We start from the raw sequence: 20,176 nt of genomic DNA, 5'->3' as shown, positions 1-20,176 counted from the left end.
ATTTAAATCAAATAACAATGGGACGAAATACATCTGTTTCCTTAGGAGAATATTTTGAGGATTTTGTTGATGCAAAAGTGACTCAGGGAAGATACAAAAACGCAAGTGAAGTTATCCGTGCCGGATTAAGACTTTTAGAAGAGGAAGAAAACAAAATTCAAATCCTGAAAAACGCAATTCAGGAAGGAATAGACAGCGGAATTGCCGAAGATTTTAATCCGAAAAAACACCTTGAAAGTTTGAAAACCAGATTGAAAAGTAATGGCTGAATATTACTTCACCAATAAAGCAGTTGAGGACCTCACTAAAATTTATGAATATACTTTTGAATTTTGGTCAGAAAAACAGGCAGATAAATACTACGAAGAGTTAATTGACTTTTGCCAGCTCATTGCTGAAAATCCTAATATCGGAAAAAACTACACCGAAATAAATTCTGAGTTTTTTGGTTTCCTGGCGAATAAACATATCATATTCTACAGAATTCTGAATCCGACAGCAATTGAAGTGGAAAGAATTCTTGGCGCTGAAATGGATTTGAAAAGTAGATTAAAGGATTAATAAACAAAATCCGTTCGGCATTGCTGAGCGGATTTTAATTTCCACCCGCTTCCCAAAATCCCCCACTCTTCCGATCCTAACTCCTGAACTTCTCCGTCCAACACAATCCATTAGCTCATTTTACCCAATCTTTAGGTCCTTTACCCAAACCATTAGGTCCCGAAGCCAAAACTTTCGGTGCAACACCCAAAACTTTAAGTCGCGAACCTAATCGTTTAGCCCCGGAACTTAAAATTTTAGCCTTTTGACCGAAACGGTTCTCCAAACAACCGAAACGGTTCATTAAAATAAAAGAAAACAGCCTGCGGAAACCACAGGCTGTCTTTGATTAAGTAAAAATCAGTTACTCTTCTCCTTCAGGAGCAGGCGCAGGGCGTTTACCGCTTCGGGGAAAGAACTGCTTCAGCTCGTTCATCTTGGTTTCGTAGCCCGCGGCATTGGAGCCGGCCTTGTAACTCGTGTAGGCATAATCATCGAGCGCTGCCTGATAGCTATCGTAGTCGTGCAGAATTTTCGAGTTCTTCAGCCTTTCATCCAGCGCAGCTACGCGGTGCCCGATGTTTTCGATAAACTGCCGGCTCTTCAGATCGTTTTCAAATTCAGCCCAGTCAAGATCAGGCTGCGAAAGGTGGGCGCTGTTCTGGCGGTAATCCCACACTTTGTTGATGAGGAGTTTGTTCTGCTCGTTCACACTGCCGTAGGTGCTGCGCTCATCCGGGGTAAGGGTTGCAGTAAGAGGTGCGAGGGCAGTTTCCAGCGTGGTAAGCGCGGTTTTAATTTCGTTCATCTGCGCTTCAGTAAGGTGCGCATTGTTCAGGTTGTTGATGGGCATAACATTGTGTTTTTATGGTTAGTGCAACTAAAGTAATAGAAAAAGGGCTTTTCAACCACCGTTAAAAAACCCTTTTTATTCTCTTCCTAATCCGCAAATTACCTGTTCTGCAGCTGCATCATTCCCTCCTGCGACACACAGTCGTAATTCCAGGCGGGGCTGAAGGTGAGTTCAATTTCTACTTCGATGCCGGGGAATTCTGTTTCCAACGCGTTCTGTACACCGGTTTTTATGGCATCACCCATGGGGCAGAACTGGGAAGTAAGCGTCATCACGACCTGCACTTTGTTTTCTTCGGGGAAATTAATTTCGTACACCAGACCCAGATCGATGATGTTGACCATCAGTTCAGGGTCTATCACTTCGTAAAGCGCCATTTCGGCACGGCGCTGCATATCGTAGGTTTTATCGTTTTCGTTGAATATCATGCTGATTTTTTTGATTGGTGAAAGATTAATTTAAAAACATTCAGACAGTAGATCACCGCTACGGCGAGCCATAAAACAAGTCCGACTCTGATCACTGTTAACTGCTGAAGCGCCAACCCCAACGCAAAAACCAGGAACGCCGCAATGAAAAGCCTGAACTGCCAGATGGTGAGTTTCGCGTTGAAAAGGTCTTTCGGTAAAGGAATTTTTGCCTTCCCTGTAAGATCTTTATAATGGGTATTCCAGATGATGAAGGGCAGCGTTTTGAAGGTTTTGCCGAGGATGATATTCGTGATCCAGCCCAGGAAAATCAGGGTGCCGTACACCATCGTCCATCGGTAACCTTCGGAATAATACACCACCGGAATCAGCAGTATGGCCAGAATTAAACTCAGAAAAGAAAGAAAGGTGTGCTTCATGAGCAGTTCGATTCTTTTTCTCAAACGGTTTCTGAAAACATCAAAAAGAAAAAGCAGCCAGAATACGATTCCTGTTAAAACCAGCGCAGCGTAAATCATCACGCGCGCCGTTACCTCAAAGAAAAAACCGTCAACCAGGAATAAGATGAGCCCAAGGTTCTGAAAGATAAAGGCTTTTTTAAGCAGATGTTCCTTCTCCGATTTCCCCAGCAGAAACATGGGAACCAGCTTTGTGCTTACACCGGCGATGAGCTGCAGAAACCAGCCCGCGATACCCATGTGCGCATGAAGCTTCAGAATTTCCAGATGGCTTACCCGAAATATGGGCGACGTGAGACCTAGGTTTATCGCGAGTAACAGCCCGACCGAAACCGTAAAAAGCAGCCACAGCGAAGAACTGATGAGAAAGAGTTTCTGGGTGGCGAATTTCCTGAAAATCCTTGTCGTCTTCAAAACATTAATCACGAAAAGCAACACGGAAAATACAATCAGCGATCCGCCGGTAATCATCACCCAACCTGTATCGAAGTTCCAGAATTTCCAGGTGAGCAAGATGATTCCAAGGGTTAAGGTGTACCAACTCGCCGCTGCCATTTTTTCGCTGTACAGATCCTGCTCGCAGATGACGGGTAAAAGCTGGTGTGCTGCCCCGAAAATAATCATGGTTCCCCAGCCCAGCGCAGCGATATGCACAATGGTGAGCAAATGCGGCGTGAAATAGTGCTGGGTAAACGACTGCGGCGTGCAGAGCATCACAATACACAGGACCAGAAACGCGATGGCTCCCGTTGCATAAAACGGCAGTACTGCTTTGTTTCCGGGTGCCCGCCCAATGTGGATATGTGCCATTATTTTCTGAAAATCAGCATTTTTACATCGCCTTCAGCCACGTTATTGATATGAACTGCGAAATCCTTGTCTGCCAGTTCTTCCAGAAGATAAACCGGAACTCTTTTGTGATCAATGAACAAGACATTACCTTCGGGAAGATTTTCGAGCTCGCCCAAAATGGTGTGCATCGGTCCTGGCATTTCAAGTTCGCGGACATCGATCCTGCGGACCTGATCATCACTGAATTTGGCTAGAATTTTACTGAATTCTTCACTGCCGTTCATCTGTAATTTACTTTCAAAGGATTCAGCCACCTCAACTTCTTTCTTTTTCTTAAGGAAATAGGTATGGAATTCTTTGTCGCTGATGGTTTCCACAAACGTATCTTCGGCTTTTTCCTGTTTCAGAAGATGGATTAAAGGCGTCGGCACAAAACCGTTGATGACACAGAGAATCTCCCCAGGTTTCACTTCTTTGAAGCGGTGAAGAATTTCTTTCAGCGGGTCGGCGCCGTCGTCGATAATGGGGCGTACATCATAAAAATCAATAATCTCTTTTGGCGCATTCTGCAGCCAGGAAGGTTTGGCTTTTGCTGACAACTCTTCCTTTGCAGATTCTTCGCCTTCAAAAATAAATCCCAGCGGCGACAGCACGCGTTTGAAATCATCCACTTTAGTTCCGGTCATCTTCGACGCTTCGGCAATGGTAACACGCGAAGCCATGATCTTTCGCAGAATAGGATTCTTCAGCTTCTCCAGTGGTTTCGCAATGGAGGCTATGGCATCTACACTGCCGGAGTTTTCTTTAATAAGCTCCGAAATCTTTGTATTTATTGAAATTGTTTTCATAAGTGATTCTTTTTTTCCTTTGCCCAGAATTCATCATCATAATCTTCCACAGCGTCGTGGTCTTCACCATGAAGAACTTCACCGATCTTCCCAAGTTCCTGATCCGAAAATTTTTCTTCCAGGTAAGGGAAAAGCTGCCGCTCCTCGTATCTTGTGTGGTCATCAATCAGTGTGGCAAGATCAAGCAAAAGCGGATAGGTTTTAGCAGTTGACCTTAAATTAATCTCATTGATTTTTGCCAGAATCCTCTGGTGATCGGCTAAACCTTTCTTCACCATTTCGTCCTCTGTATCGATGAAAAGCAGTTTTTCCTCGGTCGCAAAATGGCTCTGCAAATGATGCAGCCAGAACCAGTTGGTGTAACGGATCATTCTTTCGGGTTCTGTTTCTGCTTTTACACCGGTGCGCAGTTTCCAGCAGAAAAGCAGCGTTGCGTGATGTTCGCGGGAAACAGGAACCAGATTTTCGTTGCGTTTGATCGGTTTTTTTTCCATTGTGGGATTTTTTTATGAATGAGCCGCGGCAATCTCTTCATCCAGTTTTAATGCTCTCGGGAACAGATAGTCATTCTCAATGCGCAGATGGATATAAAGATCGTTTTCGAACTCTTTCAGTTTTTCATAAAGGTAAGTAAAAGAGTTACATGCGTTTTTCGGGGGTGCGAAATTATTGGTAATTTTTCTTAAGAAATTGAGGTCTTCACCAGCGATTTCGTGCTCTTTTAATAGGATGCGGATTGGGTGATCCAGCGTTCCGGCTTCGTAACTTAATTCTTCGGACGGATTATCTTTTTTACTCAATAACTGCTTAATCACCGGGAAAAGCACTTCCTCTTCGTTCGTAATATGATTCAGCAGATCCTGCAGGAAATGATGCGTACTGGTAGCCACACGGTGCAGTTCAGGATTATTTTGCCCATGATGTTCGGATACTTTAATGGCGAGACCATTCAGGCTTTCAGCATTATCTTTAATGTACTGGTGATGCGTCGCTACGATATAATCGGCTAACATGCCGAGTTCCCATTCGTCGTAATCATTATTGTCGGGGAATTTAGTTCCGGAATCGCTGCACCCGAAAGTCACGCCTTTTTCTTTTAAATATGCTGCTTTCTTCAGGTCTTTTTCAGGAATCGAGCCGTTTTGCGGAGTTTTTTCATCGCGGTTTTTGGCGATTTTTACTTTAAACCATTCAGGTCCCTGCTCCAGATATTCCCAGGTGAAAATATTTCCGCGTTCGGCCAGAAGTTCATAATATAAAGGTTTAGGATCGTGATCGTTTTCAATAACGAAAGCCTCACCGGCAGCCAGTGCATCGAAATATTTAAAAACAGTCGGATGCTTCATGCGCGGCTCAAGTTGGGTAACGTCTAACGTTTGTATATCGTGACTTTCCTCTGTTGGATTTTTTGTAATCTGAACAACGAACCATTCCGGACCTTTTTCCAGATATTCCCAGGTAAAAATGTTTCCACGCTCGGCAAGAAGCTCGTAATACAGAGGTTTCGGGTCGTGATCGTTTTCAATGATGAAATTTTCACCAGCCGCCAACGCATCGAAATATCGGAAAACAGTAGGGTGTTTCAATCTGGGTTCTAAAAGGGTTACATTCAGTGTTTGGAGTGTTGCCATGTTATTTAAATTAGGTTTAGGGTTGATTTATTGTTTTTAATTAAGACTAATTTGTCTGATTATTGTTTAAAATTTTTTTACCTTCTTTTCAGCTGAAGTATATCGGCTTCATTTCCGTTTCGGAAACTGCTCAGCGTTACTTCGCCATAAATTGAATAAAGTTTGTCGCGGGCTTCTTTGTACTCGTTATGAATGGGACAGGGATTTGTCTCTGAACAGAATTCAAGTCCCAATCCACAACCATGAAACATTTTACTACCATCAATCGCTTCCACAATATCTGCCAGTGAAAATTCCGCTTCCTTATCAGAAATGCAGAATCCGCCGTATCTGCCTTTTGAACTTTGCAGGTAGCCTTTTTTGCTGAGACTCTGCAGAATTTTGGCGATAAAAAGCTCCGGTGAATTGATCTTCTCGGAAATTTCTTTAATATTCACCATATGTCCGTCTTTTGATTGCTGGGCGATATAGATCATTGCTCTTAACGCATATTCACATGTTTTCGAAAGCATACTGTGTAATTCTGTGACAAATTTAAATATTATTTTTAATTAAGACAAATTAGTCTTATTTAAATTTACTGTTTTATTGTATGAGTTTAGACATGAAAAAAACTCAACCAAGATATTGATTGAGTTCTTAAAGATTTCTAATTTAAAGGTTTTAAACCAATTCTACCGAATGCTGTTTCACCAATTCCTGCTGAACATTCGGTGGAACAAGCTGATATTCTGAGAATTTCATTGTGAATTTTGCCTTCCCTCCGGTAATGGAACGAAGTGTAGAACCATAATCGTGGAGTTCAGCCAAAGGAACTTCTGCCAGAATTTTTTGATAATGTCCTTCGGCATCCATTCCGGAAATCATCGCGCGGCGGGTTTGCAGATCGCCCATTACATCGCCGGTATCTTCTTCAGGACAAAGGATCTCCACTGAATAAATCGGTTCCAGCAACTGAGGTTTCGCATTATGAAAACCATCTCTGAACGCGCCCGAAGCCGCCAACTGGAAAGAAATATCATTGGAATCCACGCTGTGCATTTTGCCATCATAAACAGTAACTCTTACATTTTGGCAATGCGAACCGGTTAGCGGACCTTCTTTCATCTGCTGCATAATTCCTTTTTTAATGGCTCCAATGTAGCGATTATCGATCGCTCCGCCCACGATGCACCAGTAGAAAGCAAGCTTTCCGCCCCATGGCAAATCTTCAATGTCTTTCTGGCGGATGTTGACTCCCGTTGGCTCAGGCATATCGTCGTAATAATTCTCTACCCGCATGTGGATTTCCCCAAACTGACCGGAGCCACCGGATTGTTTTTTGTGACGGTAATCGGCATCTGCTTTTCCGGTGATGGTTTCGCGGTAAGGGATTTTAGGATTTTCGAAATTCATGTTGACACCGAATTCTTTCAGTAATCTCTGTTTCACCAAATCAAGATGCAGCTGACCTTGGCCGTGAAGAATCGTCTGTTTCAGTTCTGCAGACTGTTCCACTTTCAGCGTAGGATCTTCTTCTTCAATTTTATGCAAAGCGGTCACGAGTTTTTCCATATCCGCGGTGGAATCTGTAGAAACTGCTTTTCTGATGCGGCTTTCCGGAAATTCCATCGGACGAACTTTTCTTTCAAGACCTTTTGAATTTAAAGTATTGTTGGAATGTCCGTATTTCAGTTTCACGGTAACACCTAAATCTCCAGCCACCAGTTCGTTCACCGGAATTCTTTCTTTACCTTCCGCCACGAAAAGTTGGGAAATTCTTTCAGTTTCGCCGTTATTGGCATTTACGAGTTCATCGCCGGGTTTAATTTTACCGCTGAGGACTTTAAAGTAGGAAACCATCCCGACTTGCGGCTCAGATAAGGTTTTGTAAATAAATATGGTTGTTTTATCATTCGCGTCGTAAGAAATTTCATCTCCGTTTTCGAGTTTTCTTGCTGGCCGGTCAGCAGGTGATGGCGCGATGTCATCGATGAATCCCATCAAACGTCCGCTGCCCATATCTTTTAATCCGCTGGTGACGAATACCGGGAAGAACTGCTGTTTTGCAAGGGCGATAGTAATTCCTTTTGCAAGTTCTTCTTCAGAAAGATTGCCTTCTTCGAAGTATTTTTCCATTAAGCCTTCTTCATTTTCGGCAGCGATTTCAACCAAGGCATTATGCATTTCGTTGGCTCTTGCCTTTTCGCTTTCAGGAATTGGTTTTTTCTCTGGTTTTCCACCGTTCGCAGGAAATTCGTACATCACCATTCGTAAAGCATCGATGATTGCATTAAATTCCGCACCGGTATTATACGGATATTGCACAGGGACGAGTTTCGAGCCGAATCGCTCCTTGGCCTGTTCTAAAGTTCTTTCAAAATCTGCTTTCGGATGATCGAGCTGGTTGATAACGAAGATTGCAGGAGTTTGGTATTTTTCAACATATTCCCAAACCAATTCCGTACCTACTTCCACACCATTGGCAGCATTAAGGACGATAACTGCGGTATCAGCTACCTTTAATGAAGAAACGACCTCGCCAACGAAATCGTCAAATCCTGGGGTATCGATAATGTTAATTTTGTTGTTTTTCCATTTCACGAACATTTGGTGGGAGAAAATGGTTTTTCCCTTTTCATGTTCCAAATCGGTATAATCGCTCACGGTATTTTGTCCTTCGACAGATCCGCGGCGCTTGATCGCTCCTCCTTCGTAAAGCATTGTTTCAATGAGGGTGGTTTTACCACTATCGGAATGACCGAGCAAAACCACATTTCGTAACTCTTGGGTATTAGCACTCATAATATATCGTTTTAATTATTTTATGGGAATGCTAAAAAGGAAATGACCTGCATTTGATTTTTAGGTAGTTAAAGTTACGAAAGATTTGAATTGGGTTTAAATATTTGGCGAAATTTATAGATGATATTTGGCATTAAATAAGAATAGAATAATCCGCGCGAATCATTTAAGTAAAAACTTACTGACCTAAAATATGTTTCACAATCAAGTTTGCGTGGATCCTGGAGTTTTCGATGAACCAGAGATGTGTGTCTTTACCACCACAAACAACGCCTGCTAAATAGAGGTTTTTGATGTTTGTTTCCATGGTTTCAGGATTGTACATGGGGATCAGGTTTTCATTTCTCAAAAGAATTCCGGAGTTTTTTAGGAAATCAAAATCCGGAAGATATCCTGTCATTGCAAGAACAAAATAATTTTCAATCTCGTGGATGCTTCCTCTATCATCTTTAAAAATGACAGTTGAATCTTTAATTTCCTGCATTTCGGCATTAAAATAAGCTTTAATACTTCCTTCAGCAATCCGGTTTTCTATATCCGGTTTTACCCAATATTTCACAGAATTAGAAATCTCTGAGCTTTTGATAATCATGGTTACTTCCGCACCTTTTCTATAGGTTTCCAAAGCTGCATCTACCGCCGAGTTGCTTGCACCGATCACGACAATTTTCTGGTTGGCGTAAGGATAAGGTTCTGTATAATAATGTTTTACTTTAGGTAAATGTTCACCGGGAACATTCAACAGTTTTGGAATATCATAAAACCCTGTTGCAATGATGACATTTTTTGCCAGATATTTTGCTTTAGAAGTCTGAATCTCGAAGAGTTCGTTTTTCGAAATGTTTATTACCTTTTCGTAAAGCTTAATTTTCAGTGCTTTTTGTCGGGCAATCCCTTGGTAATATTCCAGAGCATCTTGTCTACCCGGTTTTGGCGACGTAGTGATAAAAGGAATTTCAGCGATTTCCAACTTATCGGCCGTAGAAAAAAAGCGCATGTATAAGGGATAATTGTAGAGGGAATTGACGATGGTTCCTTTTTCTATAATCACATAGTTTAAATCATTTTTTTCCGCCTCCAAAGCGCAGTTCAACCCGATGGGACCTGCGCCAATAATTAATACATCTAAAATTTCCATACGGCAAAATTACGAAAACCATTATTGGTAAAGCAAAAGGAAACGGACAGAAAAATCTGCCCACTTCTATTCAGTATTTTTAAAAATATTTATTTAATCAATCCCAATTCTACCAATCTTTCGTGCAGGAATTCTCCGGCTGTAGTATCTGGATATAATTTAGGATTGTTTTCGTCGTAGGTTCCTTCCAAGGCATTGAGCGGCATTTCGCTCACCGGATGCATAAAGAAAGGAATGGAATATCTGGAAGTTCTCCACAATTCTCTTGGCGGATTTACCACTTGGTGAATTGTAGATTTCAGTTTATTATTCGTGTGTCTGGATAACATATCGCCCACATTAATCATCAACTCATCGGGCTCAGCGATGGCATCCACCCATTCCCCATCATGATTCATCACCTGAAGACCTTTGCCTTGAGCTCCCATCAAAAGAGTAATCAAATTGATATCTCCGTGTGCAGCAGCACGTACAGCGTTATCCGGCTCTTCTGTAATCGGCGGATAATGGATTGGTCTTAAAATAGAATTGCCTTCGCCAACGAATTTGTCGAAATAAAATTCATCTAAACCGAGGTGCAAAGCCAATGCTCTCAAGACATAAACGCCGGTTTTCTCGAGCATTTTGTATGCTTCTTTACCAACTTCATTAAATTTAGGAACTTCAGATACTTCCACGTTATCCGGATAAACGGAGGAATATTTAGAGCCGTCTTCAAGATACTGTCCGAAATGCCAGAATTCTTTCAAATCCCCTTTTTTAAAACCTTTGGCTGTCTCCTTCCCAAAACCTACGTAACCTCGCTGGCCGCCGATACCGGGGATTTCGTACTTTTGTTTTGTTTCCACAGGCAATTCAAAGAATTGCTTTACCTCTTGGTACAAATCATCCACCAGTTTTTCATCGAGAAAGTGACCTTTCAAAGCCACAAAACCGATTTCTTCGTATGCTTTTCCGATTTCATTTACAAATTTTTGTTTGCGTTCCGGGTTACCCGAAAGGAAATCACGCAAATCCACACTTGGGATCTGTTTCATATAGAATTGATTAAAAAATGTTTCAGTGCAAAATTAAGTTTTTTACTTCAGATTTCTCTTTTTAGGCGAATGTTATGAAATTTTCCTTCAAGTGTTGTTTACCATATTTTTTCTGTAATAAAATTCTATTTGCATTTTTTAATACGTTTTATCCTTTCATTGTATCTACATAAAGCGCTATAACTTGTTTTTAAAATTTAGTTAAAAGAAATTTAATTATCTGTAAATTTGCCGTAAGTCAAAATTTTCAAATGAAACAGTACTCTTCGAAAAGAAGCATTCAAATTTTAGCATATCTCTTAAAGGAATACGGAATTTTTAATATCGTAATATCACCCGGATCACGTAACGCGCCTTTGGCAATACATTTCTCGGAGACTGATGAGTTTAATTGCTATAGTATTGTGGATGAAAGAAGTGCTGCTTTCGTAGGACTCGGAATGGCAAAAAGCGAAAAGAAACCCGTAGCGATAACCTGTACGAGTGGTTCTGCATCGGCGAATTACTATCCGGCCATCACCGAAGCTTTCTATCAAAATATTCCAATGTTGATCCTTACCGCAGATCGGCCGACAGACTATGTGGATATTTTCGATGGACAAACAATTCGTCAAAATGCAATCTATGCGCAACATTCTTACGGAGATTTTCAACTAATGGAAGATGGGAAGGAAAATGCCGATGATGAAAATTTCAGTCTGATAAAAAAAGCGATTGAACTTTGTTTTGAAAAACAAGGTCCCGTTCACATCAATATACCTTTAGAAGAACCTTTGTATCAACTCGTTTCAGAGTTACCAACTTTTCCGCCAGTAGAAAAAAACATTTCAAAAAAACAATACGAACTTCCATCAAACCTTGCTGCGGAATGGAATCTTTCGAAAAGAATTCTGATTTTAGTTGGGACACGCGATTACAGCGAAGAACTGGAAATGCAACTTGGACAACTCGTTAAAAACCATAGCGTAGTTGTTTTAACAGAAGCAACATCAAACATTACACATCCGAAGTTTTTTAGCCATATCGACCGTTATATTTTCAATTTTTCCGAGGAAGATTTCAAGACCTACGCGCCCGATCTTTTGGTAACGATAGGACAAAATGTTGTGTCTAAAAAGGTAAAGCAGTTTCTGAGAAAAGCAAAACCCAAAAATCATTGGCATATCCATGAAGTTTGGCAACCCGACACCTTCTTTTCACTGACCGAGAAAATAGAAACCCAACCTGAAATTTTCTTTAAAAAGCTATTAAATTTCATTAAATTAGAACCACAACCATATTTTAACCTTTGGGATGTACTGCGCGATAAAAGAGATTTAAAACATAATGATTACTGCCTAAAAGCACCATTTTCAGATTTTAAATTCTTTGAAATTCTTTCAGAAAAGCTACCTGAAAACATCAACCTTCACTTCAGTAATTCCTCCGCAATAAGATACGCACAACTATTTGATTTTCAAAAAAATAAAATATTCTGCAACCGTGGAACCAGTGGAATCGATGGATCAACATCAACCGCAATGGGTTTCGCAATGAAAAGCGCTCAGCAAACAGTTTTGGTAACAGGTGACTTGAGTTTCTTTTACGATATCAACGGGCTTTGGAACAATTACATTCCGCCATATACAAGAATTATTGTCTTCAACAACGGCGGTGGCGATATTTTCAAGATTATTCCAGGACCAAGCTCTACGAATGCATTGGACGAATTTATCCTGACCAAACACCACAAAAATGCTGAACTTATTGCCAAGCATTTCGGATTTTCTTATACTAAAGTTTCGGATGAAGATACGCTTTCAAGGGTTTTGGACAATTTCTTCAAACAAGATGTAAAAGCAAAAATTCTTGAAGTAGATACCTCTGCAATTGAAAATTCTGAAATTTTGAAAGGGTATTTTGAATTTTTAAAATAACTTAAAAATTCATCTGAAAACCGAATTTCACACCGAATTTTGAAACATCCGGACGATCGAGATAATTGCCCCGCCAATTGAAATCGACGCGTAGAATTTTGAGGTTTCCGAAACCTATATTTTCTAAGCCAAATCCGTATTCATAATAAATCTGCTGATCTGGTGCGGAATATTTGAAATTCTCAAAGTTGATGTTTTTAGACGCGTCGCTTAAAATTCCGTACGCCCCACGCCAAAAAATGACTTCCCGAAGTTTTAGTTTCTTAATTAAAGGCAAATAGGCAAGAATTTTTCCTTGAAAATGATGCTCAACATGTAAAGTAGTGTATGCATCTGCAACAAATTCGTAATATTTAAGCAATGCAAAAGTATTGGTAACCAAGCTGTACGACTGATTTCCAGGGATGATATTTTGCAAAGCCAAAGGAACAGCATTGAAATTTTTTCCCGCCTCGAAATTCACATTGGTGCGCCCGAAGTTTCCAAGGATAATAGGTTGTGAATACAAAAACTGTAATTTATTGTAATCGAAATCGCCATCCAAAACATTTTCAAATCCGTGCGTAAATTTCAGGACAAAAGTTGGCGACAAAGTTGTGAAAGCGTACCGATCCACACCATACTGGGAGTATTTAGCGCCCGGTTGAGCCATTAAACTAAATGTCGTATGGAAATCATTTACCTCAGATTTTAGCGTTCCATTTTTATAGAAATCTAAATTAAATTGCGTGGGGTTTGCGGATTTAATCTGTTGTGAAGAAGCATCCATTCTCACTTGGAAATTCTTGATCGGCTCCATGGAAAAGAACAAATTATTTTGTTTTACGGTACTCAAAGAAACATTAGATCCGGAAGAAAAAACAGAGGATGAAGCGAAAGAACGCGTCATAATTCCATCATCATTGGTGAGCTGTGCACCAAGTTGCATCACATCATTTCGGCTTCCGAAACCGATAGTGGAACGGTTTTCTCGATTAAACATATATCTTGCTTCCGCACCATATTTCCATTTTTTATCTTTAAAACCGTATGCTGTATATCCTTCGATTCTCCATAAATCATTTGGTGAAAAATAGGTTCTAGCTCCTACCCGAATTCGGTCACCTTCGACATCATTGTTACCATAAACCGAAAAAATATCCCCAAAATCGATCGCTTTCCACGCATTGATGTATCCAGATTGCAAGATTTCAACTGTTTTTACAATCCTTTTAAATTTAGGAACACTTTCAAGTTGGTTCACCATTTTGTAAACCTTCTTTTCATCATCTTCTAATGGTTCCGCTCGTTCTTTTTCCCAGAAATCATCGGTTTTCGTCAAGTTTTCGTCGCTTAAAGTCTGGTCCTTCGGAATTAAGAAAGAATCGTTGAAATTCTGATTGAAGAGATAATCGCTATAAATATCAGTTCTTTTGAAAAGTACGCCTTTTGCATCCTTTTTTTTATTAAAGATGGACATTTCTAACTCTGTATAAGATTTTTTCGGTAGAAAAACTGTGTCATTCGGCGTGTCATACTCCAATTCCATATAAATTCCATTCACGAAGTTTACATTGATTTTATTGGTAGATTTCAGCGTAGATTTTACAATATTATAAGTATCTCTGGAAATATAAAGACTACCTTGAAAAGCCAGAGTTTTTTTTCTTTTAGGCGAATACCTAATCAAAAAACAGTCAATTCCATCGACAGAAAGTGAATCGGCGAGTTCGTAATCGTAATTGCTAAAACCATCCGTTCCGGCGGGACTTGGAAAACCGATGTTGAAAAAATTGAGCGTATTATCGTAAATATTTACATCTTTAAATTGATTTTTAGCAGTTGCTGCGATCAATTCATTATTGCTAAAACCAGAAAATTTGTTGGCAATAATCAGCTTATTTTCTTTTTTTTCGGGCGTATTTTTACCGTACGTTTTGAAGATGGTTTCATTGAAGAAAACCGGAAGCGTAAGTTTTTTATCGAAATTGGCAGAATCGGCATAATCGAAAATAAACTCCAATTGATTGAATATTTTCTTCTTCATGAAAGCACTATCGATATTATTAATCCCGATTTCTATTTTTTCATATTCTTTGAACTGGTAATCGTTGTAATTAGCTAATCCATTGGTTTTCTTCCGTTTCCAAACCTCTTGCATAATTGCATAGGCCGGATTTGCTTTTTTGTTTTTATATTTTTTCTTGCTGGTTCCCGAAAGTACCACTTCCTGAATTTGTGCTACATTTTCAGGTTGCATTTTCAAAATTAGATTTTCAAAACGTCCATCACTGAAACTCAAAACTTCGGTTTTGTAATTTTTTTTAATAAAAGTCGCTGTTGCAATTCCGGAATCGGAAACGATGGAAAAGGTGGAAGAAGAGGTTAGCAACTCCGATTTTTCTTTATGATTAATAAAAATTTCCACGCCAGAAAGTGGTTTTCCTGTAGTTTTATCGATCACCGAACCGGAAATTTTGGTTTGTGAAAATGCAAATACACCCAACAGCAAAAACATTAAAAAATTTGCCTTTTGGGGGAAACGATACCTAAACTGTGATTTTTTCTTCATGAATTCGTCAACATATAACTGCTTACAGAAAACCTCTATAGCGAAAAGCAGACCAAAATAATGGACTACAAAAAATTTACCTTAAATCTCTAAATAACGACCACCATCAGGAAGATTGGTGATTTTAGAAATCGGATAAATAAACATATCATCGAAATCATTCATCGCATTAATCAATTGAAAATGGGAATATTCCGTGATGTTTTGTAACGTAATTTCTGCCTCTTTTATTTTCTTATTTTTCAATAAATGTGTTCGCTGTACACCGTTAAGCAAATAGGTACTCGGCGTAAACCATTCTTTCCCTTTCAGAAAAAGCAAATTAGAGTAAGAAGTGTCGGTAATATGATTATTTTTCACGATGATAATTTCAGAAGCTTTCGCTTTATTAATCATCTTTTCAAACTCTTTTCGGTCCTCGAATTTAAAGGAATAATCGTACACATTATTTTCTATCAGTTGAAAATCCTCGATTTCGGAAATCGCATAAGGAATCAATTGTGTACGATAATTTTTATTGAGATCGTAGGTGATTTTCAGTTTGTAAAGACCATCTTCATCATGTTCCAAATCCTTAAAAATCTTCGCAATATCAATAGAACCCTCTTTCCCGAAATGTTCGAAAGTAGCATTCACTCTTTTTTGATGAAGTTCTAAAAGGAAAATTTCCTGATCTTCTATTTTAATGCTTTCAATAAATTGGGACATAAATTTTGTTTTTCATTTCTTGGTACTCATCGGCAAAATTACTCAAATGCGTGATTCCACCGCCACTTTTGAAATATAATTTGTCATTTTCTTTTTCGATAAATCTGATGATCACACCGGAATCCAGATTTTCCCCATCAAACCAACCGCAAACACCGGTATAGAAGCCTCTGGAATAATTTTCCGCTTCCAGGATTATTTCTAAAGTTTTGGGTTTTGGCGAACCCAAAACTGAACCTGCAGGCAAAACCGTTTTCATAATACTTCCGATTTTCCCTTTAAATTCAGGTTTCAATTTCCCGGAAATCTTGGAGCTCATCGCCAAAAGATTTTTTTGTCTCGTTTTCAGGAAGTCAATTTTTTGAAATTCATCCAGTTTAACATCATCGGCAATCATGCTTAAATCATTTCTCAATAAATCGACCACCGTGTAATGTTCCGCTTTTTCCTTCTCATTATTTTTCAAAATATCTGCTGCATTTTCAATTTCCGCGTCGATGGTTCCTTTCATAGGATACGTAAAAACTTCATTATCAATAATTTCAATAAAAGTTTCTGGTGAAAAAAACATCCAATTCTCGGGATATAGCACTTTGTATTTGGCATGAGAAATTTGGTACAGATTTTCTAAACTCAGATTGGTTTTAATTTCCGTTTTACAAGTATAATTTACGAGATACGAATTGCCTTTTATTAAATGATTTTGAACAATATCAAAGCCTTTTTTATAAGAATCTTCAGACGGAGGAAAAGATTCGAAAATTATTTCCCGCGGAAATTCTTGTTCATTAATATCAGTTTTAAAACCCTTAAAATCAATCTTTAAACCCGTTTTTTCAATTTCATTTTCAGTGAAAATTTCGACATTTTCCATTAAAAAATCAATCATAAAAAAGAAAGGAACTTTTTTTTGGGAAAGTTCATCCATCAAATCAAAATTCTGGTGAAAACTTGAGTACATTTGTCGCAAAAATAAAGAAAAGTAACAAGTAACCCTTAAAAATATCGGGTTTAATTCCTAAAAGATTATTTTTGCGGTATGAATCGCAATCAATTTCCATCATTATCTATTTCACAAATACTGAGTTCAGCATTTATCTATTGGAATAAAGCAATGCTTTACAACCTCATTTACAGTATTTTATATCTTGCGTTGTTTTTCGTAGGATATTATTCGCTATTTCAATATTTCGGACTTTGGGACGAGATGATGAAGCATCAGGATTTGCTTCGAACAGACCTTCCGGCATTCAACAAAAAAATGGAAGAAATCGCGCGGCTTCCGCATGCCCAAAATTTCGGATTGGCATTTTTCCTTCTTTTGGCGCTCATCAATCCGCTGAATGTTGGATTATTTAAAATATATCGGAAAATAGATCTGAAGGAACCTGTGGTTTTTAATGACCTTCTCGCCGGTTACCAAGGATTCGACTTTTTTAAATTTTTTGGTTTCTATCTTTTCTGGTTCATCATCTTTACTTACGCCAACGGCCTTTTATTTCTCGGAATTTTTTGGATTTTCATTACTTTATTTTCAGTTCCGCTAATGTTCTTCATGAATGTGAAAACTTTCGAAGGTATTTCATTAACAATCAAAGGGTTAAAAGGCAATTTTGCAACAGTAACGATTTGTATGATGGTTGCCGCAGCCTTTAGTGTTTGTGGTATTTTACTTTGCGGATTTGGATTTATACTCACTTTCCCGTTTTGGCAGACCATGATTTATACCCTTTATCAAAATCTTTACAAAGAAATTGGTTAAATTTAATTTAAATTAATGAATATTTCAATTTAAAATTTTAAATTTGAGAAACTTTAAAAAATTAAACGATGACCTCTTTCCAAGAATTTAGCCAACAAAAAAATCCCGAACGCAGCTCCGGTGAAATTATTTCCCATGCTTTTGAAATGTATAAAGGAATTTTTCTTTACGCTTTACTAGCAATGGTGCTTTATTTTGTAGTTTCCTTTATTGTACAACCAATTTCAGGATTTGATTCGAGAGAATTTAGTGAAGTAATTAGCTCATCTGATGGCGATTTTTCTTCGGTTAATGTTTGGTCGGTTCCGGGACTGAAACTTTATTACGGACTTTCGGGACTTCTTAGTTTGGTTCTAGCTCCGTTGTATGTTGGACTCATTTATATGGCCAATAAATACAATTTCAATCAACCGCTTCAAGTTTCGGATTTGTTTATCGGTTATAAACAAAATTTCCTAAATATTGTACTCTACAGTTTGGTTTCCAGCGTTTTGATGGGAATTGCGTTCATGATGTGTGTGATTCCTGGTTTTCTCGTTCTTCCTTTCTTCTTGTTGGGTTACCCAATTTTATTGTTTGAAAATGCTAGTTTTGGTGAGGCGCTCGGCAAATCTTTTAAAATTGCAAAAGAAAATTATGGCGTACTTTTAGGCGCATCCGTTTTAGGACTTTTGATAAGTCTTGCGGGCGTTGTTCTTTGTGGAATCGGAATTATTGCAACAGCACTGTTCTATTTTGCGGTTATGTATTCTGCATATTGTGCATTTTGCGGAACTCCTCGACAAATAGAATATAAAAATTAAAAACTATCAATTTTATATGTAAATTTGAAAACAACAGAAAAGCTGTTGTTTTTTCTTTTTTAAATACAAACTATGTCTACCAAAAAGCATCAAATAAGCGAAGTAACAATTAAGCAGATTTTTCTATTAATTGTTATCATTGTTTTAGCAGGGTTAATTTGTTTTAATCTTGCAATGTTCATTCCTTCGGTCTTAGGAGCAATTACCCTTTACATCATCTCTCGGAAATACAATCTTTATCTACAGGAAGAAAAGGGATGGAAACCGTGGATCGCTTCATTTACCATTATTCTTGCAACTTTGGTAATCCTTATTCTTCCGATTTATTTTATCGCCGATTTGTTGATAGAAAAATTAGGAAATGCCAATGAGTATATGCAAAAATTCAATGTTTTTGTCGATAAAATTCACGATTACGTTTATTCAAAAACTAAAATTGATATTTTAAGCAAAGACAACCTCACCAAACTGAAAGAAAATGTTGGGAAATATTCTACTTCCGCTCTCAGTGGCACTTTTAATACCCTTACCGTGGTAGTTTCGATGTATTTTATTTTATATTTTATGCTCGAAAAACCGCGACTTTTTGAAAGGTTGGTAAAAAGTTCAGCTCCATTAAAAAAAGCAAATATTGAATTATTAGGCGAAAAACTCCGTAAAATGGTAATTGCAAATGCCATCGGAATTCCTGTTGTGGCAATCGGACAAGGAATTGCCGCTTTAATTGGTTATTTTATTTTCGGCGCACCGAGTCCCGTGTTGCTGTTTGCACTTACGGCAGTTGCTTCCATGATTCCAATCGTAGGATCGGCAATTGTTTACGTTCCTGTTTGTATTTTTATGATTGCAGAAGGGAACGTGGGTCCAGGAATTGGTCTTGCCGTGTATTGTTTAATTGTCGTTGGTTTAACAGACAATCTACTTCGATTTTCTTTGCTCAAAAAACTGGAAAACATTCATCCATTGATTACCGTTTTTGGGATTATCATGGGGATGAATCTTTTCGGTTTTATGGGACTTATTTTTGGACCGATTCTTATTTCAATTACCATTTTATTGATTCAAGTTTACCGCGACGAGTTTTCTGATGATGAAAATGAACTTATCTTACCAGAACCTAAGGAAATCGAAGAGAAAATGGATTTAAGTATATAAAAATGGAAGGTTTAAACCCAGAAATATTACAGGAAATTTGCATCGCCAAAATGCCTTTTGGGAAATACAAAGACACTGTAATCGCCGATTTGCCAATCAACTATCTGGAGTGGTTTCACCGACAAGGAATGCCTCCTGGAAAGTTGGGAATGCAACTCTCTACGATTTATGAAATTAAATTAAATGGTTTAATGGATTTGTTAATTCCAATTCGCGGAAAAGTGAGTTACGAGAAACCGAAAAATAAGGTGTATAAGTTTTAAAAAAATAAAATTTGATTCTGTGACGGTTCCGTAGGAACCAAATGGGTGTAGAATAATGGATTTTTAACAGAAAAGGCGTTCCGTAGGAACGCAATGTTTAAATAATAATCAAAATGCCAAATACCTATTCACAAATTTATCTTCAATTTGTTTTTGCCGTAAAAGGCAGAGAGAATTTAATTAGTCTCTCCTTAAACCACTTATAATTTACTGATTATTAGTATTTTGGGTTTAAAATAGCTTGTTTTTTATTGCAAGAATTTGTATATTAGAGCTTTAAAACCTTGCAAATATGTTAGGAAAAAATCCAGAAAAACTGCCAGAATTATTCCGCCCGATGTTGGTTGATTTTATTGATGATAAACACGAACTCGTTTTGCTTTCAGATAAAATAGATTGGAATTATTTCGAGAACGAATTTTCGCCGTTGTACTCTAAAGTGGGCAATCCGAGCCATCCGATTCGTTTTATGGTGGGCTGTTTGCTTCTGAAACATCTTTATAATTTGG

General features: G+C 38.4%; 21 protein-coding genes and 1 pseudogene. 8 read left to right on the top strand and 14 right to left on the bottom strand.

The window, feature by feature from the left end; all coding sequences use genetic code 11:
* Window positions 1–17: 17 nt before the first annotated feature.
* Complete coding sequence (locus AP75_RS05675) at window positions 18–269, top strand: type II toxin-antitoxin system ParD family antitoxin (protein ID WP_031503117.1); 252 nt, start codon at window positions 18–20, stop codon at window positions 267–269.
* Window positions 262–561, top strand: a complete 300-nt coding sequence (locus tag AP75_RS05670; RefSeq protein WP_031503116.1) for a type II toxin-antitoxin system RelE/ParE family toxin — start codon at window positions 262–264, stop codon at window positions 559–561. Before AP75_RS05675 ends, AP75_RS05670 begins: the two co-directional genes overlap by 8 nt.
* 115 nt (window positions 562–676) lie before the next feature.
* On the opposite strand, the gene AP75_RS14240 is transcribed toward AP75_RS05670, so the two are convergent.
* From AP75_RS14240 to AP75_RS05620, 11 genes are all read right to left on the bottom strand, one after another.
* Window positions 677–844: a hypothetical protein gene (locus tag AP75_RS14240; protein ID WP_158212068.1), complete on the bottom strand. Its 168-nt coding sequence runs from the start codon at window positions 842–844 to the stop codon at window positions 677–679.
* A gap of 60 nt (window positions 845–904) precedes the next feature.
* Complete coding sequence (locus AP75_RS05665; protein WP_031503114.1) at window positions 905–1,393, bottom strand: hypothetical protein; 489 nt, start codon at window positions 1,391–1,393, stop codon at window positions 905–907.
* A 98-nt stretch (window positions 1,394–1,491) separates the two neighbouring features.
* Complete coding sequence (locus AP75_RS05660) at window positions 1,492–1,821, bottom strand: metal-sulfur cluster assembly factor (RefSeq protein WP_218250454.1); 330 nt, start codon at window positions 1,819–1,821, stop codon at window positions 1,492–1,494.
* Entirely contained in the window at window positions 1,818–2,945 is a 1,128-nt protein-coding gene (locus AP75_RS05655; RefSeq protein ID WP_221404531.1) for a hypothetical protein, read from the bottom strand. Before AP75_RS05655 ends, AP75_RS05660 begins: the two co-directional genes overlap by 4 nt.
* A gap of 143 nt (window positions 2,946–3,088) precedes the next feature.
* Complete coding sequence (locus AP75_RS05650) at window positions 3,089–3,919, bottom strand: DUF2249 domain-containing protein (RefSeq protein WP_088263808.1); 831 nt, start codon at window positions 3,917–3,919, stop codon at window positions 3,089–3,091.
* Window positions 3,916–4,413, bottom strand: coding sequence for a hemerythrin domain-containing protein (locus AP75_RS05645; protein WP_051872637.1), 498 nt, complete (start codon window positions 4,411–4,413; stop codon window positions 3,916–3,918). The genes AP75_RS05650 and AP75_RS05645 overlap by 4 nt, the downstream gene beginning before the upstream one ends.
* A gap of 12 nt (window positions 4,414–4,425) precedes the next feature.
* Window positions 4,426–5,550, bottom strand: a complete 1,125-nt coding sequence (locus AP75_RS05640) for a DUF2249 domain-containing protein (RefSeq protein WP_088263806.1) — start codon at window positions 5,548–5,550, stop codon at window positions 4,426–4,428.
* 77 nt (window positions 5,551–5,627) lie between these two features.
* Window positions 5,628–6,062, bottom strand: a complete 435-nt coding sequence (locus AP75_RS05635; protein ID WP_051872635.1) for an RrF2 family transcriptional regulator — start codon at window positions 6,060–6,062, stop codon at window positions 5,628–5,630.
* 151 nt (window positions 6,063–6,213) lie between these two features.
* A complete protein-coding gene (locus AP75_RS05630; RefSeq protein WP_088263804.1) occupies window positions 6,214–8,334 on the bottom strand; it encodes an elongation factor G in 2,121 nt (706 codons plus the stop codon).
* Between the two features lie 178 nt (window positions 8,335–8,512).
* Entirely contained in the window at window positions 8,513–9,472 is a 960-nt protein-coding gene (locus AP75_RS05625) for a YpdA family putative bacillithiol disulfide reductase (RefSeq protein ID WP_088263802.1), read from the bottom strand.
* 89 nt (window positions 9,473–9,561) lie between these two features.
* A complete protein-coding gene (locus AP75_RS05620; RefSeq protein ID WP_088263800.1) occupies window positions 9,562–10,509 on the bottom strand; it encodes an isopenicillin N synthase family dioxygenase in 948 nt (315 codons plus the stop codon).
* A 251-nt stretch (window positions 10,510–10,760) separates the two neighbouring features.
* Here AP75_RS05620 and menD point away from each other — a divergent pair, with 251 nt between their 5' ends.
* Complete coding sequence (gene menD, locus AP75_RS05615) at window positions 10,761–12,425, top strand: 2-succinyl-5-enolpyruvyl-6-hydroxy-3-cyclohexene-1-carboxylic-acid synthase (protein WP_031503555.1); 1,665 nt, start codon at window positions 10,761–10,763, stop codon at window positions 12,423–12,425.
* Between the two features lies 1 nt (window position 12,426).
* Here the strand turns inward: menD and AP75_RS05610 are convergent, their stop codons facing one another.
* The 3 genes from AP75_RS05610 to AP75_RS05600 form a co-directional block, all read right to left on the bottom strand.
* Window positions 12,427–14,922, bottom strand: a complete 2,496-nt coding sequence (locus tag AP75_RS05610; protein WP_088263798.1) for a DUF5686 family protein — start codon at window positions 14,920–14,922, stop codon at window positions 12,427–12,429.
* A 135-nt stretch (window positions 14,923–15,057) separates the two neighbouring features.
* A complete protein-coding gene (locus tag AP75_RS05605; protein WP_031503552.1) occupies window positions 15,058–15,684 on the bottom strand; it encodes an aminotransferase class IV in 627 nt (208 codons plus the stop codon).
* Window positions 15,668–16,645 (bottom strand): aminodeoxychorismate synthase component I, encoded by a 978-nt coding sequence (locus AP75_RS05600; protein WP_031503551.1) that lies wholly within the window; start codon window positions 16,643–16,645, stop codon window positions 15,668–15,670. The genes AP75_RS05605 and AP75_RS05600 overlap by 17 nt, the downstream gene beginning before the upstream one ends.
* Window positions 16,646–16,723: 78 nt before the next feature.
* Between AP75_RS05600 and AP75_RS05595 the strand changes: the two genes are divergently transcribed.
* From AP75_RS05595 to AP75_RS05575, 5 genes and pseudogenes are all read left to right on the top strand, one after another.
* A complete protein-coding gene (locus AP75_RS05595) occupies window positions 16,724–17,446 on the top strand; it encodes a hypothetical protein (protein WP_088263796.1) in 723 nt (240 codons plus the stop codon).
* Between the two features lie 68 nt (window positions 17,447–17,514).
* A complete protein-coding gene (locus AP75_RS05590; RefSeq protein ID WP_088263794.1) occupies window positions 17,515–18,249 on the top strand; it encodes a beta-carotene 15,15'-monooxygenase in 735 nt (244 codons plus the stop codon).
* A gap of 72 nt (window positions 18,250–18,321) precedes the next feature.
* Complete coding sequence (locus tag AP75_RS05585; RefSeq protein WP_088263792.1) at window positions 18,322–19,404, top strand: AI-2E family transporter; 1,083 nt, start codon at window positions 18,322–18,324, stop codon at window positions 19,402–19,404.
* A gap of 2 nt (window positions 19,405–19,406) precedes the next feature.
* The gene (locus AP75_RS05580) at window positions 19,407–19,667 is read left to right on the top strand and encodes a DUF3820 family protein (RefSeq protein WP_031501621.1); all 261 of its coding nucleotides are present in this window, start codon (window positions 19,407–19,409) and stop codon (window positions 19,665–19,667) included.
* A gap of 292 nt (window positions 19,668–19,959) precedes the next feature.
* Window positions 19,960–20,176, top strand: a pseudogene (locus tag AP75_RS05575) (IS5/IS1182 family transposase); the annotation flags it as partial.

The sequence above is a fragment of the Kaistella haifensis DSM 19056 genome (assembly GCF_000735695.2).
Lineage (GTDB): Bacteria > Bacteroidota > Bacteroidia > Flavobacteriales > Weeksellaceae > Kaistella > Kaistella haifensis.
Note: the sequence above shows the minus strand (reverse complement) of the source record. Positions and strands in the feature narration are given on the sequence as shown.

Coding starts and splice junctions, on each gene's coding strand:
- AP75_RS05675 (WP_031503117.1), top strand. CDS start 18: ATGGGACGAAATACATCTGTTTCCTTAGGAGAATATTTTGAGGATTTT.
- AP75_RS05670 (WP_031503116.1), top strand. CDS start 262: ATGGCTGAATATTACTTCACCAATAAAGCAGTTGAGGACCTCACTAAA.
- AP75_RS14240 (WP_158212068.1), bottom strand. CDS start 844: ATGAACCGTTTCGGTTGTTTGGAGAACCGTTTCGGTCAAAAGGCTAAA.
- AP75_RS05665 (WP_031503114.1), bottom strand. CDS start 1,393: ATGCCCATCAACAACCTGAACAATGCGCACCTTACTGAAGCGCAGATG.
- AP75_RS05660 (WP_218250454.1), bottom strand. CDS start 1,821: ATGATATTCAACGAAAACGATAAAACCTACGATATGCAGCGCCGTGCC.
- AP75_RS05650 (WP_088263808.1), bottom strand. CDS start 3,919: ATGAAAACAATTTCAATAAATACAAAGATTTCGGAGCTTATTAAAGAA.
- AP75_RS05645 (WP_051872637.1), bottom strand. CDS start 4,413: ATGGAAAAAAAACCGATCAAACGCAACGAAAATCTGGTTCCTGTTTCC.
- AP75_RS05640 (WP_088263806.1), bottom strand. CDS start 5,550: ATGGCAACACTCCAAACACTGAATGTAACCCTTTTAGAACCCAGATTG.
- AP75_RS05635 (WP_051872635.1), bottom strand. CDS start 6,062: ATGCTTTCGAAAACATGTGAATATGCGTTAAGAGCAATGATCTATATC.
- AP75_RS05630 (WP_088263804.1), bottom strand. CDS start 8,334: ATGAGTGCTAATACCCAAGAGTTACGAAATGTGGTTTTGCTCGGTCAT.
- AP75_RS05625 (WP_088263802.1), bottom strand. CDS start 9,472: ATGGAAATTTTAGATGTATTAATTATTGGCGCAGGTCCCATCGGGTTG.
- AP75_RS05620 (WP_088263800.1), bottom strand. CDS start 10,509: ATGAAACAGATCCCAAGTGTGGATTTGCGTGATTTCCTTTCGGGTAAC.
- menD (WP_031503555.1), top strand. CDS start 10,761: ATGAAACAGTACTCTTCGAAAAGAAGCATTCAAATTTTAGCATATCTC.
- AP75_RS05610 (WP_088263798.1), bottom strand. CDS start 14,922: ATGTTTTTGCTGTTGGGTGTATTTGCATTTTCACAAACCAAAATTTCC.
- AP75_RS05605 (WP_031503552.1), bottom strand. CDS start 15,684: ATGTCCCAATTTATTGAAAGCATTAAAATAGAAGATCAGGAAATTTTC.
- AP75_RS05600 (WP_031503551.1), bottom strand. CDS start 16,645: ATGTACTCAAGTTTTCACCAGAATTTTGATTTGATGGATGAACTTTCC.
- AP75_RS05595 (WP_088263796.1), top strand. CDS start 16,724: ATGAATCGCAATCAATTTCCATCATTATCTATTTCACAAATACTGAGT.
- AP75_RS05590 (WP_088263794.1), top strand. CDS start 17,515: ATGACCTCTTTCCAAGAATTTAGCCAACAAAAAAATCCCGAACGCAGC.
- AP75_RS05585 (WP_088263792.1), top strand. CDS start 18,322: ATGTCTACCAAAAAGCATCAAATAAGCGAAGTAACAATTAAGCAGATT.
- AP75_RS05580 (WP_031501621.1), top strand. CDS start 19,407: ATGGAAGGTTTAAACCCAGAAATATTACAGGAAATTTGCATCGCCAAA.